Annotated in this window: 21 protein-coding genes and 1 pseudogene; 10 read left to right on the top strand and 12 right to left on the bottom strand. The window is 42.5% G+C overall.

All coding sequences use genetic code 11. The annotated features are described in order from the left end of the window. Nucleotides 1–112 precede the first annotated feature (112 nt). Nucleotides 113–1,708: an anti-phage dCTP deaminase gene (locus tag SEDOR53_RS17215; RefSeq protein WP_084220356.1), complete on the bottom strand. Its 1,596-nt coding sequence runs from the start codon at nt 1,706–1,708 to the stop codon at nt 113–115. A gap of 229 nt (nt 1,709–1,937) precedes the next feature. Between SEDOR53_RS17215 and SEDOR53_RS17210 the strand changes: the two genes are divergently transcribed. Genes SEDOR53_RS17210 through SEDOR53_RS17205 form a run of 4 tightly spaced genes read left to right on the top strand, consistent with a single transcriptional unit; the run spans nt 1,938 to nt 5,485 of the window. Then, complete coding sequence (locus tag SEDOR53_RS17210; protein ID WP_051416506.1) at nt 1,938–2,990, top strand: ABC-three component system protein; 1,053 nt, start codon at nt 1,938–1,940, stop codon at nt 2,988–2,990. Beyond that, the gene (locus SEDOR53_RS19450) at nt 2,978–3,448 is read left to right on the top strand and encodes an ABC-three component system middle component 2 (RefSeq protein WP_026768819.1); all 471 of its coding nucleotides are present in this window, start codon (nt 2,978–2,980) and stop codon (nt 3,446–3,448) included. Before SEDOR53_RS17210 ends, SEDOR53_RS19450 begins: the two co-directional genes overlap by 13 nt. Further along, a complete protein-coding gene (locus tag SEDOR53_RS0105475; RefSeq protein WP_026768818.1) occupies nt 3,448–5,271 on the top strand; it encodes an AAA family ATPase in 1,824 nt (607 codons plus the stop codon). Before SEDOR53_RS19450 ends, SEDOR53_RS0105475 begins: the two co-directional genes overlap by 1 nt. Nucleotides 5,272–5,302: 31 nt before the next feature. Continuing rightward, nucleotides 5,303–5,485, top strand: coding sequence for a hypothetical protein (locus SEDOR53_RS17205; protein ID WP_037360626.1), 183 nt, complete (start codon nt 5,303–5,305; stop codon nt 5,483–5,485). Nucleotides 5,486–5,653: 168 nt separating this feature from the next. On the opposite strand, the gene SEDOR53_RS0105465 is transcribed toward SEDOR53_RS17205, so the two are convergent. After that, nucleotides 5,654–5,968: a hypothetical protein gene (locus tag SEDOR53_RS0105465; protein ID WP_026768817.1), complete on the bottom strand. Its 315-nt coding sequence runs from the start codon at nt 5,966–5,968 to the stop codon at nt 5,654–5,656. A gap of 161 nt (nt 5,969–6,129) precedes the next feature. Here SEDOR53_RS0105465 and SEDOR53_RS0105460 point away from each other — a divergent pair, with 161 nt between their 5' ends. Further along, nucleotides 6,130–6,333, top strand: a complete 204-nt coding sequence (locus tag SEDOR53_RS0105460) for a helix-turn-helix transcriptional regulator (RefSeq protein ID WP_026768816.1) — start codon at nt 6,130–6,132, stop codon at nt 6,331–6,333. Nucleotides 6,334–6,467: 134 nt separating this feature from the next. Here the strand turns inward: SEDOR53_RS0105460 and SEDOR53_RS0105455 are convergent, their stop codons facing one another. The 9 genes and pseudogenes from SEDOR53_RS0105455 to SEDOR53_RS0105415 all read right to left on the bottom strand — a co-directional run bounded on the left by SEDOR53_RS0105455 (nt 6,468) and on the right by SEDOR53_RS0105415 (nt 13,878). Next, nucleotides 6,468–7,313, bottom strand: a complete 846-nt coding sequence (locus SEDOR53_RS0105455) for a hypothetical protein (RefSeq protein WP_026768815.1) — start codon at nt 7,311–7,313, stop codon at nt 6,468–6,470. Next, entirely contained in the window at nt 7,313–8,173 is an 861-nt protein-coding gene (locus SEDOR53_RS0105450; RefSeq protein ID WP_232214723.1) for a DUF488 domain-containing protein, read from the bottom strand. The genes SEDOR53_RS0105455 and SEDOR53_RS0105450 overlap by 1 nt, the downstream gene beginning before the upstream one ends. A gap of 84 nt (nt 8,174–8,257) precedes the next feature. Then, nucleotides 8,258–8,416 (bottom strand): annotated as a pseudogene (locus SEDOR53_RS19445) (hypothetical protein); the annotation flags it as partial. 619 nt (nt 8,417–9,035) lie between these two features. Continuing rightward, the gene (locus SEDOR53_RS0105445; RefSeq protein WP_026768813.1) at nt 9,036–9,473 is read right to left on the bottom strand and encodes a VOC family protein; all 438 of its coding nucleotides are present in this window, start codon (nt 9,471–9,473) and stop codon (nt 9,036–9,038) included. A gap of 243 nt (nt 9,474–9,716) precedes the next feature. Beyond that, nucleotides 9,717–10,901, bottom strand: coding sequence for an ATP-binding protein (locus SEDOR53_RS0105440; protein ID WP_026768812.1), 1,185 nt, complete (start codon nt 10,899–10,901; stop codon nt 9,717–9,719). A gap of 338 nt (nt 10,902–11,239) precedes the next feature. Then, nucleotides 11,240–11,671: a DoxX family protein gene (locus SEDOR53_RS0105430; protein ID WP_037360623.1), complete on the bottom strand. Its 432-nt coding sequence runs from the start codon at nt 11,669–11,671 to the stop codon at nt 11,240–11,242. A 154-nt stretch (nt 11,672–11,825) separates the two neighbouring features. Beyond that, nucleotides 11,826–12,206: a nuclear transport factor 2 family protein gene (locus SEDOR53_RS0105425; RefSeq protein ID WP_026768810.1), complete on the bottom strand. Its 381-nt coding sequence runs from the start codon at nt 12,204–12,206 to the stop codon at nt 11,826–11,828. A 20-nt stretch (nt 12,207–12,226) separates the two neighbouring features. Beyond that, entirely contained in the window at nt 12,227–13,000 is a 774-nt protein-coding gene (locus SEDOR53_RS0105420) for an isocitrate lyase/phosphoenolpyruvate mutase family protein (RefSeq protein ID WP_037360621.1), read from the bottom strand. Nucleotides 13,001–13,065: 65 nt separating this feature from the next. Next, nucleotides 13,066–13,878 (bottom strand): helix-turn-helix transcriptional regulator, encoded by an 813-nt coding sequence (locus SEDOR53_RS0105415; RefSeq protein ID WP_026768808.1) that lies wholly within the window; start codon nt 13,876–13,878, stop codon nt 13,066–13,068. Between the two features lie 132 nt (nt 13,879–14,010). Here SEDOR53_RS0105415 and SEDOR53_RS0105410 point away from each other — a divergent pair, with 132 nt between their 5' ends. Both SEDOR53_RS0105410 and SEDOR53_RS0105405 read left to right on the top strand, forming a co-directional pair. After that, on the top strand, nt 14,011–14,262 hold the full coding sequence (locus tag SEDOR53_RS0105410) for a type II toxin-antitoxin system ParD family antitoxin (RefSeq protein WP_026768807.1): 252 nt from the start codon (nt 14,011–14,013) through the stop codon (nt 14,260–14,262). Continuing rightward, nucleotides 14,255–14,560, top strand: coding sequence for a type II toxin-antitoxin system RelE/ParE family toxin (locus tag SEDOR53_RS0105405; RefSeq protein WP_026768806.1), 306 nt, complete (start codon nt 14,255–14,257; stop codon nt 14,558–14,560). The genes SEDOR53_RS0105410 and SEDOR53_RS0105405 overlap by 8 nt, the downstream gene beginning before the upstream one ends. Before the next feature lie 69 nt (nt 14,561–14,629). Here the strand turns inward: SEDOR53_RS0105405 and SEDOR53_RS0105400 are convergent, their stop codons facing one another. Beyond that, on the bottom strand, nt 14,630–15,814 hold the full coding sequence (locus SEDOR53_RS0105400; protein ID WP_026768805.1) for an acyltransferase: 1,185 nt from the start codon (nt 15,812–15,814) through the stop codon (nt 14,630–14,632). 100 nt (nt 15,815–15,914) lie between these two features. Here SEDOR53_RS0105400 and SEDOR53_RS0105395 point away from each other — a divergent pair, with 100 nt between their 5' ends. The 3 genes from SEDOR53_RS0105395 (at nt 15,915) to SEDOR53_RS0105385 (ending at nt 19,272) form a co-directional block, all read left to right on the top strand. After that, complete coding sequence (locus tag SEDOR53_RS0105395; RefSeq protein ID WP_026768804.1) at nt 15,915–16,379, top strand: (2Fe-2S)-binding protein; 465 nt, start codon at nt 15,915–15,917, stop codon at nt 16,377–16,379. A gap of 65 nt (nt 16,380–16,444) precedes the next feature. Continuing rightward, complete coding sequence (locus SEDOR53_RS0105390; RefSeq protein ID WP_026768803.1) at nt 16,445–17,077, top strand: hypothetical protein; 633 nt, start codon at nt 16,445–16,447, stop codon at nt 17,075–17,077. A 32-nt stretch (nt 17,078–17,109) separates the two neighbouring features. Continuing rightward, nucleotides 17,110–19,272 carry a molybdopterin cofactor-binding domain-containing protein gene (locus tag SEDOR53_RS0105385; protein ID WP_026768802.1) on the top strand — a complete coding sequence of 721 codons (2,163 nt, stop codon included), beginning with the start codon at nt 17,110–17,112 and terminating at the stop codon, nt 19,270–19,272. Nucleotides 19,273–19,287 lie beyond the last annotated feature (15 nt).

Below are 19,287 nucleotides of genomic sequence, written 5' to 3'. Positions count from 1 at the left end.
CTTATCTTGTTTGTACAACTCGAGATTAACAACCTTGGCTTCACCAACATGAACATGCCTTGACCTATCCTGTTCTTTTGCATGAGCCAAAGATGAATGTTTGCTGTTGTTTTCATTTTGCTTCATTGCCAAAAAAATTTTTCTCTGTTAAAGAATGTATTGCTTGTTGTTCTAAAGTTGGTAAGGCTTGCAAAGATAATTGAGATTTTGGATTATAATAGTCTCCAAATTCACTGATCAGCTTACCGTCCACATCTTTCCGAGGTCTGTTCATTAAAAAGAATTCCAAATACCTACGGGGAGCAACGCCATCATACATTAAAATCTTAACTTTTTCTTTTCCGTTCTCTTGAACACCCTCACTCTCTGTCAACGAATCATAATGCAATGGCATCGACAAACTTTTTATATAAGGTTCAATGTAGTAAATTTCCTGTATGCCTGCAACAACAATATGACGAGCACAATTATGACATGGATAAGTTGTGCAAAAGAGCTTTCCGCCGATCATTTTGCTTCCTGCCAATTGACTGCCAATTATTATGGCATGCATTTCTGCGTGCACAGCTCGTGAAAACTCGATCAAATCTTTCACCTTGGTATTCTTGCGAATGATTTTTCTTAGAAGCTGATATATTTGGTGTTCTTTGCCTATTTTTACTCCATTAAGTAGAGATCCAACTACCTCCTCATTTAATACTATTGCATCTAGTATATCATCGGCGAGAATATCTTTTGTACGATCATTACTACAATACCCCCACAATTTGCATCGATTATCATGCAAATCACTCTCTGAATAAAGGTTGCCGCCATACTTTGGAACGTCATTCCAACCTCTTGAGATTACCTCACCCTTTTGGTTTGTTATTGAAGCACCAACCTGACGTGATAGACACGCCGAATTTCCCGCTGCGGATTGAGCTTCATACATTGCGATTTCATCTGGCGTTGGGGTTATTATCTGACTCTCGAAAATTATATTTAGATAACGCGATACCTTGTCGCTTAAATTGTCAATATTTTCAGAAGACACACGCATAAAAAAGTCTCCTTCAACAAAGGTATTTCTTACGTTTTGACCATATTGAATATTTTCATATTGATCTGTATTTATAATGTTGTTTACTTCGTCGTTTGATAGGTTTTTCTGAAGCAGGTTTTTCTTTCTCTCGTCTAATGGAGAAAAGATGCTGAAGAAATAAAATATATCTCGATACAACTCTCGCAATAATTCTAACTCTTCCTTATTCTTTATTGAATCGATAATGAAGCACCATCGCCTACTTCTCAATTGTTCGATGGGCTTAGGCTCCTGTTCATCATGTCGGCTAAGATGTATATCGTTGATTGCAAGTTCTGCCATTATTTGTGCCCCAAACTTTCGTCTAAGTTCATTACCGCCTTGTATCTTGTTCATCAACATAGTATAAGCTTTTGTCTCTCCTGCTTTCTCTTGTGGCATATCTCGGAAATAAGTATTTATATAGTTACTGAGCTTTAAACGCTTTACCTCATAACCATAATTGTCTTTGAGAAGAGACTCAATTTTAGCAATGACAGGCTCACGCAAAGAGCCTATGGGAGCACATACAGCAAATATTAACTCTTCCGTATAAGTATTTCGGATTTTTGCCTTGGTGCTTATTGTTATTTCAGTTCGTTTCGCATCATCTACTGATGCTTGAGTTAGTTTTTTAGCAAGCATAACAGAAAATAGTTATTAAGAAATTGAGGTTAATTTGTAAAACTCTTTAACAGACACGTAGGGGATATATGAAAATAATACTTTGTTTTGTATTTCAAAGCAGTATCGAAATCTCCCTCCTATTGACAGCCCCTTGGGAGCATAATAACCAATCATTTAAAATTTAAATGCTGCTAACGAATTATGAAATAATAGTAATTTTACATATTTTGCCCTTAAAACCAACTGTTTGAGTAGTCCGCTTGCCACATCTCAAAACATAAACTTTGGTCAGCACATTTTGCCGGTCAAAAGAGTTGAGATTTTCACTCCAGATGAGTGGGAATCATTTATTGAAGAGTGGCTAGATGTAAAAAAAACCACTTACAAATCGGTCGAACGATTAGCCGGGGCAGGCGACAAAGGAAGGGACGTAGTTGCCAAAACTGCTGATGACATTACTGCGGATCATACCTGGGATTGTTACCAATGCAAGCACTACAAGAATCCATTGACCCCTTCTGATGTTTGGGTTGAAATGGGTAAACTCATTTATTACACTTTTAAGAAAGACTATTCTGTTCCCAGAAAATATTATTTCACTGCCCCAAAAGGTTGTGGCACCAAGCTATCGTCCCTCTTAAATGATCCGGCTGAATTAAAAAAGCAGTTTGCCGCTGCTTGGAAAGATAAATGCGAGGAAAATATCACCGTAACAGAAAAGGTAGAACTCAATGGTGAGCTGTTGGCCTATTTTAACACGTTCGACTTTTCCATCTTTACAAAAGCCTTAATAAAGGATATCATTGAAGAGCACAAAAAACACGCAAACCACCTAACAAGATTTGGTGGGGGATTGCCCCCACGACCAGTCATTGACGAAAAAGATATTCCTGCTACTATTCAAAAGACTGAGTCCACATATGTCAACCAGCTGTTAAAAGCTTATGAATCAGATTGTTCAGGCCAGTTCAACGATGTTACAGAGCTACCTTATAACTATGCATCTCATTTTAAGCGGGCCAGGATTTCTTTCCACCACGCAGAGCAACTCCGCAACCTGTATAGAGACAGTTTGCCACCTGGGACTTTCGAATGTTTTCAAACCGAGATTTACGATGGCACCGTTAATATTTTTGAAGAAATCCATTCTAACGGTTATGCAAAAGTAAAAGCGGTAGAGTTGCAGGCGAGTTTGGTACAGATCAGTTCGAACCCGTTAAAAGACGTAAGTATACAAAAAGACAAAATCGGTATCTGCCACCAATTATGCAATGAGAGCAAATACCAATGGATAAAATGACAGCCATATACCCTTTCAATAATAGAATAGAAACCGGATTACGTTCCCTGTTTATCCTTACCTATTGCTATCCTAGGACGTTCGATCTGGATTATCTCGTATGCCTCGATTACCTCTGCGTGCACAGCGGCGATTTTGACAAGAACATGCCTAGCCTGCATGCTGCAACACCCAATCGCGGAGGTGAAATTTATGTACATCGGGCGATTATAGAAGAGGGTTTGAATCTACTGTATGCAAAACATCTGGTTCACAAATGCTACCTACAGACCGGCATCGAGTATAGTGCAACGGAAGAGTCCGCGCCGTTTATTGACAGCATGGGTTCTGAATACTGCAAAAGACTACATGTACGTTCCACGTGGATTAAACACACAATTAGTTCCAACTCAAAAACGGAACTTGAAAAAATGATAAAACAACAGGCAACCGATTTTCTTTTTCAAGTATTGCGCTAATGAAAAACGGATTCATAATTACAGAACTGAGATTGATGGGGCCAATGATGCCTCCTGCCTTTGTTAAATTCAGCAGAGGGCTCAATGTAATTTCAGGGCCTTCCAATACTGGAAAGACGTATATCTTCCAGTGCATTAATTACATGCTAGGTAGCTCTCAACGCCCAAAAAGTATCCCCGTTGCTTCCAACTATTCGCACTGCTATCTGGAAATTCTAACTCACGACGATCGCATCCTGACATTGAAATCAGATCTGCGAGGCGGGGATTTTCATTTGTTTGAATGTGCCATAGATGCCATAGGAAATAATCGTCAGCACCAGGCATTGCATAGGAAGCACGATGACAAAAACACAGAGAATATTTCAGCTTTCTTGCTGAATCTTTGCGGCATCTCGAATAAGCAGATCAAGATCAACGCCACCGGCAAAAAAAGAGGGCTTTCTTTCAGCGATTTACGCAAACTTCAACTGATCGACGAGGTTCGCATCATCACGGACAAGTCTCCGTTGGTAACGGGTCAATATACAACCGAGACTGCAGAAAAAAGCGTAATCAAGTTCTTGGTTACTGGCAATGACGATGAAGCATTGATCGAAGCACTTTCCAAAGACGAGATCAAACACCGCAAAGGGAAAATCGAAATGCTACAAGAGTTGATTGATGAATCAGATCGTCAAATTAATGCCATTGGAATAACAGATTATGAAGATGATCAGCTAAAAAAGATCGAGCAATCTATCAGTTCGTTGAATGAGGAGTTAAAAAATCTCTCCAGCATCAATGATCAGCTTACTCAAAAAAAGAATGTACTGGAAGCAACCTCTATCAAAGAGTCCAATATCAAAAGCGATTTTCAACTGACACAGGCACGAAGTACAATTCTGGCTGCCCAGTATGAATCAGATGCACTTCGTTTACAAGGCACTATTGAAGCGTGCCAGATGTTGAATGAAACAAACGGCGGCGAGAAGCATTGCCCGGTATGCAACTCGGTGCTGGATGACAAAGGTAGTGAAATCGACTTGTCTGAAGTCCTGAATGCATGTTCGATTGAGCTACAGAAACTTGACTTTTTGCGCCGTGAGCTAACCGAATCACAGGCATTGCTTTCAGGTGAGATTGCAGAATGTGACAATAACATTAAAGGTTATCAGGCACAAATCGTAGAAACCGATAAAGAGTTGGAAGAAGTTGTAACAAGCAAGATCAACAACAACCTGGCACAGATAGCACAGCTTCAAATCACTAGCAATCGACTTAAAAAATATGAGTCGCTACAGCAGCGAAAGTTAGAACTACTTAGCTCAAGGGATGCCATTGCAAGCACTATTTCAAAACGAAGGAAGTCTTCAAAAGATGGCAACGCAGAATCGTTATCATCATTTATCTATCCGTTATGTGAACAGGTTAAGAAAGTTTTGGGTGCCTTAAAATATCCGGGGCTAACGAATGTCTCTTTCAATGAATCCACACTTGACTTCCTGATAGCTGGGCAGGACAGAGAATTAAGCGGCAAAGGTTTTCGTGCCATAGTATACGCAGCGTTTGTAATAGCGCTTCACCAACTCGTAACGGAAAGACACGGTATGCCTGTTTCCATAATTGACTCACCATTGGTGACATACCGGAAACCCGATGCAGACAACGAAGACATTCCGATAGATATGGCAATGGATTTCTATCGCTATATTGTGGCCAGTGAAATTGAACAGGTGATCATCATGGAAAACGAAGAGCCTCCCACAGACATCGAACAAAAAATAAATCACATCATTTTTACCCAGTCAAATGATGGTCGATATGGTTTTATACCCACTTAATACAACGAGAGGTTAGTTAAAAAAAGGTCAGATGGAATTATTAAATTTCTATTTCACTAAATACAACAACCCGCTACGATTATTGCTGACAGTTGCGCATCTGGTAACCATTGCTCTGCTGTGTCAGTACATACTGCATGAAGCTGGTTATCCTGCGATTGTTCCTTTAGATATCAAGCTGGCCAACTTTTTTACTTTTATTCTGTCAGGTTAGGTATTAATTCCTCGACTAATTTTCCTGTTATTATTCACCATCATGGAGCTGGGGTATACATACGGATATGCCTTCCAGTTTTGGTTGGTGTGGAAATTCTGGTTAAGCAAGCGTCATTCTGTAGGTCACATTTACTGCCAACCTCTTTGGTAAACTCTGCTGTGCATACTATTTACTCATACCGGTAATAGATATAAGGTGTGAAGCTTCATGATTCTGCATCTTTGTAATAAATGCAGCCTCTAACATTTCTTCCATAAAATGACAGAAATGCAACAAATCCACCCTATCCTCAGAACTGGTATATAATGTACTGTTGGTAACACAAGCTAACTCCACCCATTCTTTTAAATATTGCTTGGCAGTTGCAAGCGTATACTTTTCAAAGAAACAGGTAAACACCTTATGCGGGCATTGCAATATTTCCCTCTCCAGACGGAAGGGTTGGGAATAAGATACTTGGGCTGTGGAACAAGTCTTCATGATTCAATGTTTTAATACTCAAAAATAAAGTAAATATGCTTTATAAGTATAAATAAATGCTTTTATTTTATAAAATACACCCTTAAAAGGGTATTTTAGGTATAAATACATAATCTACATTATCCCTATTTTACACAGAAATATACTTATAAAGCTGTTTTATGGGGCAAGGATACAATAGAATCAAAGCCGTTTTAGCTGAAAAGGGGCGGAATAATAATTGGCTGGCTGAACAATTAAACGTGAATATTAATACTGTTTCGAAGTGGTGCACGAATAACATGCAACCAACCGTTGAACGCTTATTTGAAATTGCGAAAGTGCTTGATATAAATGTGCGTGAGCTACTAGTAAGTACAAAATAGTACCCTGAAATCAGTGAAAGTAAAAGTTGGCCTATCGGCATATTATACTCTTACTTTCATTGTTGTTTTGTCAGACTATAATATGACTTTAACTGTTTCAACAAAGTGCATTCTTTGATGGTAACCTGCAAATACTAAAACAAGCTCCCTTGCACCGTCGCAGTAGCCTGAGGAAATTTGGCGTGAAAAGTGCCGATGATTAGAAATGGATTAGGAGATACCATTTGAAAATTCTTAGCTGTACCTAAATACAAATAGAGGTCCTTGGTACGGGCAAAATCATTTATGTATTTGTGGCGGACATCGGCAATGGCTCTAGCTTCTGCATCTGGCAACTCTTGAAGCACATATTTGTCATAACACTTCCAGTAGAGTTGACCCAATTCCCAATCTTCAATCATCAGGGTAGCCTGCTTTCCTTTTTCATCAGTAAACACATAGGAAAATTCATACGGGAGTTTTCGAACAACTTTAGGTCGGTCCTCAATAGCAGATTCAAAAATGCTCAATTGCTGTAATGAAGCCAGCTTTTCCTTATCCCATTCTCTAGTACATGACTTCACTTTCATATCAAGCACCTCCTTTGGTTTAAACACTGCAAGTGAAGTGCCTATGCTTTTATCCTTCGCTTCAGCAATGAGTTGGGTAAGGTTGGTATACACCTTTTTCATCACGAACTTTCTGCGTTCATCCCAACTTCCCCCATCCGCTTCTATATGACCAACAATATCAATTTCTGAATCATGCGAATACGGACGGTAACTTTCGGGCCTGAAATCGCTGGTATTCTTAACAAGGTCCAGCTCTATCCATTGATACTTACTGTATTGTTGCGAATAGGCTTTTTTTCTGAACTGAACCGGATAGATCCTGATCCAACTCCCATCCTCCAGGAAACCTGCCGTGCAAACCAATTCATCATATTTAGTAGAAATGGTTGGATAAGTTTTTACAGCAATCAGTACCCTGGTTTTGGCCATCAAATGTGTTTTAGTGAATAATGCCATCCGGCAAGATGGGTAATAGATTCTGCCAGGTGTTTACGATGACATTGGCATATATTGGCTTCAAAGCATGTTAATGCTATTCTTTTTTTCTCCTTAAGCAAGTCGAGTATCAGCTGTTGCGTTGAACCAGTTGCTGCAAGCGTACGCTCACGATAGCCACAAAACAGTTCGTCATAATCGTGCTGATCTTTCAGTTCTTTTCTTTCGGCAGACTGGATGCCCACTTCCGGGAAATGCCTGTATTCAATGTTCAGGCTTTCACAAAAACGTATCAACTGACTTTTTGAGAAACCGTATTTCTGGCTCAGCGGATTATTCCGTACATCTACCAGTACTTTTACATCGTTTTTAATTAACCTGTTCAGGTAAGCTTCGAGGCTAATGCCTTCGTACCCAATAGTGAAAAGAATTGTATCATTTCCCTTCGGAGATGATGCACTTACTTTCTCCATCTCCTCAGTACTGAGTAGCTCTTTCGCCTTTAAGCTATTAATTGCGTAGTAAGGGTAATGCAAATAAGTATGTTTCATCAATCCATCTGCATCCGTATCTTTATACAACCCATATACTTGCTTTACAAGATTCTGGTCAACCTCAGTCAGCGATTTGAGATAAGACAGCTGGTCTTTTTTTGTAAAGCTTGTTGTATCCTCGGAAATAAACCCATGTTTGACCATCGCGGTCAGGTCTGCGTTAGCAGAATAGGAATACGATCCATATTTATACGGAATAAACCCGTAAACTGGTTTTGCTTGCCGGTTGGTTACCAGGAAAAGAATCTTCTGTAGGTTGATTTTTCCCAGGTTACCTCCGAAAACCTCCAAAATGCTCATTATCAACTTTCTGCGATAAAACATATAGACAAAGTTACCCGGATTAGACCAGTCCTCATAACTTATAACGCTTCAAATGGAAAATTATAGAATAACATAAAGACGGTAACACGTATTAATACTGTATCTACTACCGTTCCCGCTACTGCCATGTATCTGGCGGCGGATCACCATCCTGTACCGAGCCTCCGGGATACAGGAGCGGTTGCGCTGATTATCTCTCCAGGGTAACTCTATGGTATGGCAAAGGCTGTTGGCACTACTGGCGAAGCAACGGAACTAACTTATTCGCCAATATCTCAGCACTATGGGTGCCGTACTGTAGCATAGTGCACCACATCCACCACACTGTGGACGCCCTACTGGAGTATAGTGCATCACATCCACCACACCGTGGGCGCCGTACTGGAGCATAGTGCACCACATCCACCACACTGTGGGCACCGTACTGGAGTATAGAGTACCACATCCACCACACTGTGGACGCCGTACTGGAGTATAGAGTACCGCATCCACCACACTGTGGACGCCGTACTGGGGTATAGAGTACCGCATTCACCACACTGTGGACGCCGTACTGGAGTATAGAGTACCACATCCACCACACTGTGGACGCCCTACTGGAGTATAGAGTACCGCATCCACCACACTGTGGACGCCGTACTGGAGTATAGAGTATCACATGCACAGTGTGGTGGAGTTGGCCATTTGAACACAATGGAGCAACTTAAGCATTGATTTACAATTCAAGTGAGTGGGTAGAAGAATAAAGTTATCTGAGAATGTTTAAACGTCATTGAATTGATCAATTTAAAAAGCGGAGACACACTGGTTGATATCGGTGCAGGATATGGCTACGTAACTAAACCTGCCCATTATTTTGGGGATCAAAATCTACCATCCATTCAATCCCATATTTGTCTCTAAACATGCCAAAATAGGAGCCCCAGGGACTATCTGAAATTGGCATTTCAATTTCCCCACCCGCTGAAAGCCCATTAAATAGCTTGTCAGCTTCGGCTTTGCTTTCTGCACTGATAACAATTTTACTTCTGTTTTCTCTTTCATTTGTCCGTCCCATACTTTCCGGAACATCATTGGCCATTAAAACACTTTTACCGATGGGCAAAGCAATGTGCATTATTTTGTTTGCCTCATGTTCTGGTATTGGAAATTCAGGACTTGACAGATCTTTGAAACGGATAATTTTTGCGAAATCTCCGCCAAATACTGATCTATAAAAATTGAATGCTTCTTCAGCATTGCCATTAAAGTTAATGTGTGGATTGATGAGTGCCATGATTTTTATTTTTCTCTTTTTATGAATGGGATAATCTATTCAATTTGTATATCGACTCCTTTTTTAATTATTATTCATTTTAGCATGAGAGTAGCTAATAACTCTTGAAAGTTTCCAACCATTTTCTGCCTTTTGCCAAACTTGTATAAATTTATAAGTGCCACTTAGATGCTCACTTTGTCCAGGATTTGGATGATAAAAATTATGAGTATATCAACCCCTTAATTGTTGGACGCATTAAGGTTAAAATAATGAGGCGGGGTTAATAGATAAAAATTCCTCCCATGGCAACCCAGCTTTGCCAACTAACAGTATCTTATGAGGATGGAACTGTTTTTTAAACTGTTCCATCCCTGAAGTGGCTACGTCCCCCCCACTTTTAATTTCGATACCTATCACCTTACCACGTTTCTCGATCACAAAATCGACCTCCGCATCGCGGTGCCGCCAATAATGCACATTGAAATTTTCTGTAAGTGCATGATTAACAAGGTGTGCACCTGCAGAAGATTCTACTATTCTTCCCCACATAGTTGCATCCCCACGGATTTCCCTGAATAGTTCTGCCCGTTGAGCACTGATCAATGCAGTATTATGCACCTGGAATTTGGGACTTGAAGCCCGTTTGCGTACAATATCTGCTGCATAAGCTTCTATGCCTCCGAGCAAGCCTGCGGTATTCAGCAAATCGAGGTAATGTGAAAGGGTGGTAGTGTTGCCCGCGTCTTGCAACTGGCCCTGCATCTTTGTATAAGAAAGTATTTGACCCGAATACAGGCATCCTATTTCAAATAAACGTTTCAATAACGCCGGCTTATCTACCCTGGTAAGCATCAGTATATCTTTAGATATACTTGTTTCTATCAAAGAATGGCTGATGTATTGTTTCCACCTTTCTTCATCTTCAATCAGTGTTGCAGAACCCGGGTAGCCTCCAAACCATGCATATTGATCGGCGCTCCATCCAAACGCAGCCTGCATTTCGGGAAAGCTCCAATGTCCCAGGTAAGTACTTTCAAAGCGGCCAGCCAATGATTCTGATAAACCCCGCTGCATTAGCAAACGTGATGAGCCCAGCAAAATCACTTTAATATTGACCGCTTTCCGGGTATCTTCATCCCATAAACGTTTCACCACTTCACTCCAGTTATCTATCTTCTGAATCTCATCAATCACCAAAAGAAATGCCGGAGAGTTGGCTTGCTGCATTTTCAACCGGGCGGTTTCCCAAATCTGCTCAATCCAGGTGGTATTTGCAGAAGGGATGGCATCGGCAGATTCAAACAAATCAGGCAGCGCCATTTTCTTCACTAATTGAGTCACCAGTGTGGTTTTGCCTACTTGTCTCGGCCCAGTGAGCACCTGGATAAACTTCCTTTCTTCCTGAATACGCCTTATAAGTACCTGTAAATGAGGTCTTTCAAACATAATCGACAATTTACTCAATACAATGAGTAAAATTACTCAATAGTTTGGAAAACTCCCGTGAAACGGGTGAAATAAAGTTGACTTATCTGATTCAGAAATGATGGGTATGGCAGAGACTGACAGTACCCCCCTTCAAAAGCGCCTCGATTGGCTATCCCAGGTTGAAACGCATTTCCGCCATGTGTTTGGCGAACCCTGTTTTTTCATCTGCTTCCGTAGCTTTCCTTACTGTAATTGCTTCCATAAAATTTGTGTTTTACTGGGGTTCCCGGTTAAGCTGTACAATCCGTTTGGCAGGTCATAGGAAGCGGCTTCCTGGTTGTTTCATATCGATAATTTTAAGAGCGCGCATCAAGACTCCATCTGTAATCGTTCAGCGTTGATAAAAGGAAACTTCCGGCACTCAGTGTAAAAACAGAGTAACTAAGAGGAGAAACGATCCCAAAAGAAATGGTCATGGAAACAGCAAACAACAAGGAAAGTACACCGCTACCCAGCGCAGCCAGCCGTGTCCACTTTCCCAAAAGGAGTAACACGCCGAAAGCAATTTCTCCAATAGTTGCCAGCACTGCGAATACAGAGGCAATAGACGTTGGTAAGAAACCCATTACTTCGGTCGCATACTTTAAGAAGGTTTCCCAATTGCCCCATGAAATATGCTTGCCGCCCGGCGGGCCCCACACGCCGAGGCGGTCCAGACCCGGTACCAGGTAGCCAATACCAATGGCAATACGTAAATACAGTTGGCTGATTTGAGCAGATTTTTTCATAGCAGGTTTTATTCGTTGATAAATATTCTTTCTGATTCCTGCAATAAAAGTAATACTACCCTGGCATACCTTAGTGGCCCAGATTCAACTAGAATAAATAATATACAAACAGGCCTGCTTGAAACGCAGGCCTGTTTGATCAATCGATAAAATCTTATACCGTAAGCCCCGCTTCTGCACCAAACGCATGGTCAATCAAAACCTTCCAGGTGCCATCTTCCTGTTGCTTCATCACTTCCACTCCTTTGGCGCTCACCTTCGTTTCATCTCCTTCTGTGATGCTCCACTCCGATCTGCCTACTGCAACATCGCCGGATTGAAGGCAATACACAGTTTTAATTTCCATCTTCCCCTTAATGGCGAGGATAGCTTTTACTGCATCGGTGAATTGCGCTTTCCCCGATACCGGACTGCCGGGTGCAGCTACGATAATTCCGTTTACATCGTACATGCTTAACACCGTATCGATGTCGCCCGTGTTATAGGCTGCCGCCAGCATGGCATGCGTGTCTGTTGCTTTTTTAGATACAATCATAATGATAGTTTTTAAATGAATTAAAGAATAGAAGAAAAGTTTGCTTTTTCAATAACCTTTTGTGACAGCTCTCCCGCTTTCTTATATGTTTTATTGAACAGGAAAGGCCCCATGCTGGCACGTTTCACGCCAAGCTTATTCAGTGTATCAAAATCGGGAAGGCCTGGTATGCACATAACGTTGATGGGTAATTGGGTATTGCTCACTGCTTCATTGATATCCTCTTCCCGGCTGATGCATGGCAGGAAAACGCCGTCGGCCCCGGTTGCTTCATACATCTTTAACCGGCTGATCGTTTCCTTGGGCGCATCTTTTACATGGAGGATATAAGTGTCGCAACGGACATTGATGAAAAGAGACAGGTTTTTAGCAGACAGCCCGTCCTTAATGAATTCAATCGTTTTTGCAAATGCAGCTGCTTTTTTCAAAGAACGCTTTGATTGAATGATCTCAGAATCTTCGATATTAACGCCGGCTACGCCCAGCTCAGCCAACTGCTGCATGTTTGCAAAAATCTGCTCATTGGTTTTCCCATACCCCATTTCCATATCAACGGTTACCGGAACATGTACAGAAGCCAGTATCCGTTTAATGATCAGCAGGTAGTCTGAAAACAACATTCCTTCTCCATCTTCATAGCCCAGGCTGGCAGCTACAGCCGCGCTGGATGTACCAATGGCAGGAAATGCATTTTCCTGGAAAAGCTGTGCACTCCTGGCATCCCAGGCGTTCGGGAGTACGAATAAATGATTCGCCTGGTGCAGTTTCTTGAATTGTTCAAAATTTGATGACATGATTTTCTATTTATGCACAAAGTTGGACAAGCATAAAAAAGAAAAATTGTACAAAACGGAACAGCTTATTTATTGGGAGAAGCGAGTACAGCCGTAGTATTGGCAAAATCGTATCCAGACGGTACCGCACCGGTAAAACGCCTGAACTCTTTTATGAAATGCGATTGATCGAAATAACCACATTCGTACGCAATAGAAGTAAGGGATTGGTTTCCTTTCGATAGGAGTAAAAGACTGTTCTGAAAACGGTTGATCTTACTATATAGTTTGGGTGTAAGCCCTGTGTATTGCAAAAATATTTTTTGAAGATACCTGGAACTAATTCCATACCTGGAGGCCACATTTTCAATGTTATCAAAAAAATCCTCCTGCTTCAATTCATGCATCACTTGCTTCACAAGGGTTATTTTATCGATCTTCCCGCCCATTAACAACTTGTTCAACAGAAAAGCTTCCACGCAATCAATTCTTTTCGCTAACGATTCTGCTTCGAGCAGTTGTAAGTGCAGTTCTTCAATGGGTTTCCCCAGTACATCTGTAAGGTTCAGGATCTTGTCGTTGAACAACTGAATATCTTCTTGTAAAAAAACAGCAGCCGAAAAGGGGTAGAACCGGATACCCAGCATGCAGTTTTTACCAACCGTTCTAAAAGAAAGCGGGTCCAGGACCTGTCCCCATAGTTCAACTTTCGGAGTAGCTGCAAATGCACCATTTGCCTTTGTTTCCCACTGAATACCGCTTAGATTAAACATCACTTCAACACAGCCAGTGGCAAAAGCCTTATCCTCCATTACAGTATCTGTGTCAGATTCGTAAATGTAATAGCATTGAACATATTTCTTCAATGCTTCAGAAGGTATGTATTCCTTGTAATGCAACCGGTAGTATATCAGTCTATCAGCAAATCATTAGCAAAGTTATGCCATGGGGCAAAGTGCACATTGTAAAAATCGGAACAAATTGATCATTGAAAGTTACCAAAAATTGGTAACTTTACGCAAACTAGTATGATGAGCCGTAATACATCAATATCGCTGGGAGATCATTTTGAGCATTTTGTTGACAACAGGGTCTCAACCGGTAGATTCAAAAATGCCAGTGAAGTAGTTAGAGCAGGGCTTCGCCTTTTAGAAGAAGAAGAAAATAAAATCATTGCGTTGAAACGAGCAATTGAAGACGGGATTGAAAGTGGATTAGCCAAAAACTTTGACGCGAAAAAGCATCTTCAAAAGCTAAAAGCTGGCAAAAGAAAAAATGGCTAATTATATTCTCACTAATAAAGCCGTAGAAGACCTTTCTAAAATTTGGGATTACACCTTTGAAGTTTGGTCAGAAACACAAGCGGACAGGTATTACCAGATGGTATTAGATTATTGCCAGGACTTGGCAGATTCAACCATATCCGGGAAGCACTATCCTGAAATAAGCAAAGATATATTTGGGTGCAGAGCAGGTCAGCATATTATTTTTTACAGGTCTTCGACAAAGTACAAAATCGAGATCATCAGAATCTTGCATGCCAGAATGGATCTCAGAAAGAGGTTATCGGAAACCAGTTAACCATACCAATACACTCTATAACAGGAATATAAGTCAAAAAGGGCTATTTCCTGATCATCTTACTAACATTTAAACATACTGCGGCGCAGCCTTCTCTGCCTTATTATTTGATGTGATAAAACGCTTTGTCAACCATTTCCTCACCGGCTCATCGTACAATTTTAAGCAGGCATAGGCTAACGCTACTGTTATAACAAGCACCCCAACAGCTACAGCCACCAATTGAAAAGAGCCTCCGGATGTGCCGGCCAATATCGATTTATGATTCGATACCCAGGCCATGAACATATAAATAAATGGGTAGTGTATGATGTATAAAGGATAAGAAATATCACCGAAGAACTTGCAGACCTTTGCAGCAATCCCTTCTTTCAACTCACCGCTTGCACCCAGGTAAACGATGAGCGGAAAAGCAATTACTACACAAAGCGCATCGTACAGTCCGTTCTGCCACAACTGATTGCTCCCGCCCACTCTTGGTACGGCCAGCACAACGAGCAGGAGCAAACTGCACCAGGTAAAAGCGTTTTTTACATGCGTAAGTTTCGCCACACGGTTCAGCAAAAGGCCAGCTAAAAACGGATACAGCAAACGCGTAATTCCGATCCGGAACTGGGCCGGCTCAACAGACCATCCGCCAATTAGGTCTCCATTAGGACTGGTTACTGCAAGATGAACAAGGGCCACACCGGCGATCAGCACGAGCACGGAAAGCAACCGGTTAGAACATTTGCGAATAAAAAGGGCATACAGGATATTGCCAACATATTCAAAGAACAAAGACCAGGCGGGTCCGTCGAGCGGGTGCATCTCCTGCCAGCCCCTGATGTCAAGCGAGAGCGGAACGGGCAATAGCGTAAACCCAACGAACATAACCAGCAACAATTTACCAACCGGTACGCTGCTGATCTGCGGCCAGATGGCAGAAGCTTGATAATAAAAAGTAATACCCCCTATCAACATACCAACGATGATCATAGGATGCAGCCGGATCAGGCGTCGCTTGAAAAAAGCACCCAATCGCATTCTACCCCAACGGTCGTCGTAAGCATACCCGATAACAAAGCCCGACAACAGAAAGAAAAAATCCACCGCCATGTAGCCATGATTGATCAGTTGTTTTGCGTGATTTCCATCTGTAAATGTTTCCAGGATGTGAAAAATGACAACCGTTACGGCTGCCACACCCCTTAATCCATCCAGTATACCATAATGTCTTTTGCTGTCTGTAAACGCGGAAGAACTTACCTGCATCGTGCTTGATTTTCGCAATAAATTCTTTGAAATTTATAATAAAAGAGTGGCAAAGAAAAAATATCTTTATAGTCATCTCTTACAGTAATATTCATCACATATGATTTCATTAAATGTAAACCGGCACAACTATGAGGTAGATGTAGATCCGGATATGCCATTACTATGGGTCATAAGGGATGTGCTGGGTCTTACCGGCACCAAATATGGCTGCGGCGTAGCCCAGTGCGGTGCCTGCACCGTTCACCTGAATGGAGAAGCCGTTCGCTCCTGTGTTACAAAAGTTAAGCGGGCCGAAGGCCAAAAAATAATCACCATCGAAGGTTTATCGGAAACCAATAACCATCCATTGCAACAGGCCTGGGCAGAAATTGATGTGCCGCAATGCGGGTATTGCCATTCAGGCCAGTTGATGTCGGCAGCGGTGCTGCTCAGGGAAAATCCCCATCCTACCGACAAGGATATCGACGATGCCATGGCGGGCAATATATGCCGGTGCGGCACCTACCTGCGCATCCGCAAAGCCATTCACCTGGCAGCAGAGATGCAGCAAAAAGGAAGCTAGTGCATGAACATCGACTGGTACAGTTTTGAATACAAATTGGATACTGTGAAATTCATTTATACATTATGAAACAGCATTCGGAACATAAAGCGCGTTATTTCCAGCCGGTAAAAACGGCTACTGTTTTATTGATCATGCTTTCGGTTATTGCAGTGGTAAGTTCCGGGTTCAATAACTACAGTGCAACAAATAGCAAGTACGGCAATAGGGATAGCGTTGAATCGGTGAAAGCTTTTATGCAGGTATATAAAGTGCTCATGAGTCCCCGTTGTATGAACTGCCATCCCTCGGGAGATGTTCCGTTGCAGGGCGATGACAGTCACCTGCATACCATGTTCCCCAAGAGAGGAGCCGATGGCAAAGGTCTTTATGCCATGAAATGCGCGAATTGCCATCAACCAGAGAACACAGCCGGGGTACATACGCCGCCCGGTAATCCGAGCTGGCACCTGCCCCCCGCTAATATGAAGATGGTATTCCAGGGAAGATCGGCGCATCAATTGGCCAAACAACTCATAGATCCAAAACAAAACGGTAATAAAAACCTCAACCAGTTATTGGAACATGCCCATGATGGTTTGGTGGTAGCAGCATGGAGTCCCGGTGAGGGCCGCGCGCTGCCGCCGATGAGCCATGAAGAGTTTGCCAAAGCATGGACCACCTGGATCAAAAAAGGAGCCTATGCTCCCAAACAATGATAATAACCTTCATCCACTAAAAGATATTGTATATGTCTGTGCCAGCCAGTCCTAAAAACATATCGAGAAGGGATTTTCTCAGATCATCCGGCCTCACCGGAGCCGCGCTCTGCCTGGGTTTTTATTTCCCGGCAAGCGCTGAAGCGCCAAAGATCATTAACCAGGCGGAAGCGGAGCAATTCGGTATTGAGATGAATTCCTGGATATACATAGATACTTCCGGAAAAGTGACGCTCGTAAGTCATCGTGCAGAAATGGGACAGGGTGTTTATCAATCGATACCCCAGATCATTGCAGAAGAACTGGAAGTGAACCTCAACGATGTCAACATCATATTCGCCAAAGGCAACAAAGAAAAATACGGCAACCAAATAACAGGCGGCAGCTCTACCATCCGCGGTTCTTATAAGCATTTATTGAACCTCAGCGCAACGGCACGCGAAATGTTGATAGCAGCGGCGGCAGCCAAATGGGATGTGCCTGCTTCGGAATGCCATGCAGAAGCCGGGTTCGTTATACACAAGTCTTCGGGCAGGAAATTAAATTATGGTGAACTGGTGGTGGATGCATCGAAATTACCCGCGCCAAAAAATGTACTACTCAAAAAAACTTCGGAATATAAGCTGATCCGTAAACCGCTGCACCGGCAGGACACTGCTTTGAAAACAAACGGAACAGCGGTGTTCGGACTGGATAAAAAAATTCCGGGTATGCTCTATGCCATGGTAGAGCGCAATCCACGCTTCCTTGGGAAAGTAAAAAGCTTCGACGATACGGATACCCGTAAAATACCAGGTGTTAAACATGTTTTCAAAGTACGCATGGGTGTTCACAATACTTTTCGCGAAGGCGTAGCAGTAGTGGCCGATTCTACATGGGCTGCTTTGCAGGGAAAAAGAGCGTTGAAAGTAGAATGGGATGACAGTGGGTTTGAGCATGTAGGCACAGAAGATCTCTATAGCCGCATGAAAACCATTTTGAACACACAGGAAGGTTTGTCGTTCCGCAAAAAAGGAGACCCGACTCCTATCATTGAACAGGCACAAAAGAAAATTGATGTTGTGTATGAAACACCTTACCAATCGCACAGTTGCCTGGAACCTTTGAACTGTGTAGCGCACTACCAGGGAGATCAGATCGAGATCTGGGGGCCGATACAGGCGCCCGACTGGATACAGGATTATGTGAGCAAAGACCTGGGACTGCCAAAAGAAAAAGTGATTGTTAACATGACTTTCCTGGGCGGAGGATTCGGGCGGAAAGCTTTCATGGACTATCCCCACGAGGCGGCCGTTATTTCAAAAGAAATAAAAGGACCTGTGCAAGTAGTGTGGACACGCGAAGATGATATGACCCAGGGCCCATATCGGCCGGGCATCTGTTACCGCTGCGAAGGCGTGGTTACCAATGGCGGGATCGATGCTTTCAAAGTGCGGTTTGCCGGACAAAATATCGGGCATTGGCAGGGAGCGCCGAAGGATAAACCCAACGGAAGCACCACCGAAGGATTTCTCAAAGCTTACTACGATAACATTCAAAACATCAGTTTCGCAGATGTGCCTTTTGAAACACCCATCCCTCCGCTCTGGTGGCGTTCGGTGTATGCTTCCACCAATGGATTTGCGTATGAAAGTTTTATGGATGAACTGGCCATTGCAGCAGGGAAAGATCCGTTGACGTTCAGGAGACAATATGCAAAAGAAGAACGTTGCCAGCAACTGATCAACAAACTGGAAGAAGTATCGGGCTGGAAGAACAGGAAAAAAGGCTATGGTGTAGCCATCACCGAATGTTTTGGCACTACCGTGGGCCAGGTGGTAAAAATATCGCGGCAGGCCGATGGAAAAATAAAGATCGACCAGGTATGGGCCGTGATCGATTGCGGCTGGTATGTAAACCCCGATACGATCAAAGCACAGGTGGAAGGCAGTATTGTGATGGCTCTGGGCGCTGCCACCATACACGAGATCACATTCGACAATGGGATGGTAGTTCAAAAAAATTTTTACGCATACAATATGCCGCGTATAAACGATGTACCCCCTGTTGAAGTGCATATCATGGAGAATAATGCAGATGCAGGTGGCGTGGGTGAACCCGGACTGCCTCCTTTTGCGCCCGCACTTACCAATGCTATTTATGATCTCACAGGCAAGCGCATAAGAAAACTCCCTTTCAGTATGGCCGCGATTTAATATCATTCGTTATAC

The sequence above is a fragment of the Asinibacterium sp. OR53 genome (genome assembly GCF_000515315.1).
Taxonomy (GTDB): domain Bacteria; phylum Bacteroidota; class Bacteroidia; order Chitinophagales; family Chitinophagaceae; genus Sediminibacterium.
Note: the sequence above shows the minus strand (reverse complement) of the source record. Positions and strands in the feature narration are given on the sequence as shown.

Coding starts and splice junctions, on each gene's coding strand:
- SEDOR53_RS17215 (WP_084220356.1), bottom strand. CDS start 1,708: ATGCTTGCTAAAAAACTAACTCAAGCATCAGTAGATGATGCGAAACGA.
- SEDOR53_RS19450 (WP_026768819.1), top strand. CDS start 2,978: ATGGATAAAATGACAGCCATATACCCTTTCAATAATAGAATAGAAACC.
- SEDOR53_RS0105475 (WP_026768818.1), top strand. CDS start 3,448: ATGAAAAACGGATTCATAATTACAGAACTGAGATTGATGGGGCCAATG.
- SEDOR53_RS17205 (WP_037360626.1), top strand. CDS start 5,303: ATGGAATTATTAAATTTCTATTTCACTAAATACAACAACCCGCTACGA.
- SEDOR53_RS0105465 (WP_026768817.1), bottom strand. CDS start 5,968: ATGAAGACTTGTTCCACAGCCCAAGTATCTTATTCCCAACCCTTCCGT.
- SEDOR53_RS0105460 (WP_026768816.1), top strand. CDS start 6,130: ATGGGGCAAGGATACAATAGAATCAAAGCCGTTTTAGCTGAAAAGGGG.
- SEDOR53_RS0105455 (WP_026768815.1), bottom strand. CDS start 7,313: ATGGCCAAAACCAGGGTACTGATTGCTGTAAAAACTTATCCAACCATT.
- SEDOR53_RS0105450 (WP_232214723.1), bottom strand. CDS start 8,173: ATGAGCATTTTGGAGGTTTTCGGAGGTAACCTGGGAAAAATCAACCTA.
- SEDOR53_RS0105445 (WP_026768813.1), bottom strand. CDS start 9,473: ATGGCACTCATCAATCCACACATTAACTTTAATGGCAATGCTGAAGAA.
- SEDOR53_RS0105440 (WP_026768812.1), bottom strand. CDS start 10,901: ATGTTTGAAAGACCTCATTTACAGGTACTTATAAGGCGTATTCAGGAA.
- SEDOR53_RS0105430 (WP_037360623.1), bottom strand. CDS start 11,671: ATGAAAAAATCTGCTCAAATCAGCCAACTGTATTTACGTATTGCCATT.
- SEDOR53_RS0105425 (WP_026768810.1), bottom strand. CDS start 12,206: ATGATTGTATCTAAAAAAGCAACAGACACGCATGCCATGCTGGCGGCA.
- SEDOR53_RS0105420 (WP_037360621.1), bottom strand. CDS start 13,000: ATGTCATCAAATTTTGAACAATTCAAGAAACTGCACCAGGCGAATCAT.
- SEDOR53_RS0105410 (WP_026768807.1), top strand. CDS start 14,011: ATGAGCCGTAATACATCAATATCGCTGGGAGATCATTTTGAGCATTTT.
- SEDOR53_RS0105405 (WP_026768806.1), top strand. CDS start 14,255: ATGGCTAATTATATTCTCACTAATAAAGCCGTAGAAGACCTTTCTAAA.
- SEDOR53_RS0105400 (WP_026768805.1), bottom strand. CDS start 15,814: ATGCAGGTAAGTTCTTCCGCGTTTACAGACAGCAAAAGACATTATGGT.
- SEDOR53_RS0105395 (WP_026768804.1), top strand. CDS start 15,915: ATGATTTCATTAAATGTAAACCGGCACAACTATGAGGTAGATGTAGAT.
- SEDOR53_RS0105390 (WP_026768803.1), top strand. CDS start 16,445: ATGAAACAGCATTCGGAACATAAAGCGCGTTATTTCCAGCCGGTAAAA.
- SEDOR53_RS0105385 (WP_026768802.1), top strand. CDS start 17,110: ATGTCTGTGCCAGCCAGTCCTAAAAACATATCGAGAAGGGATTTTCTC.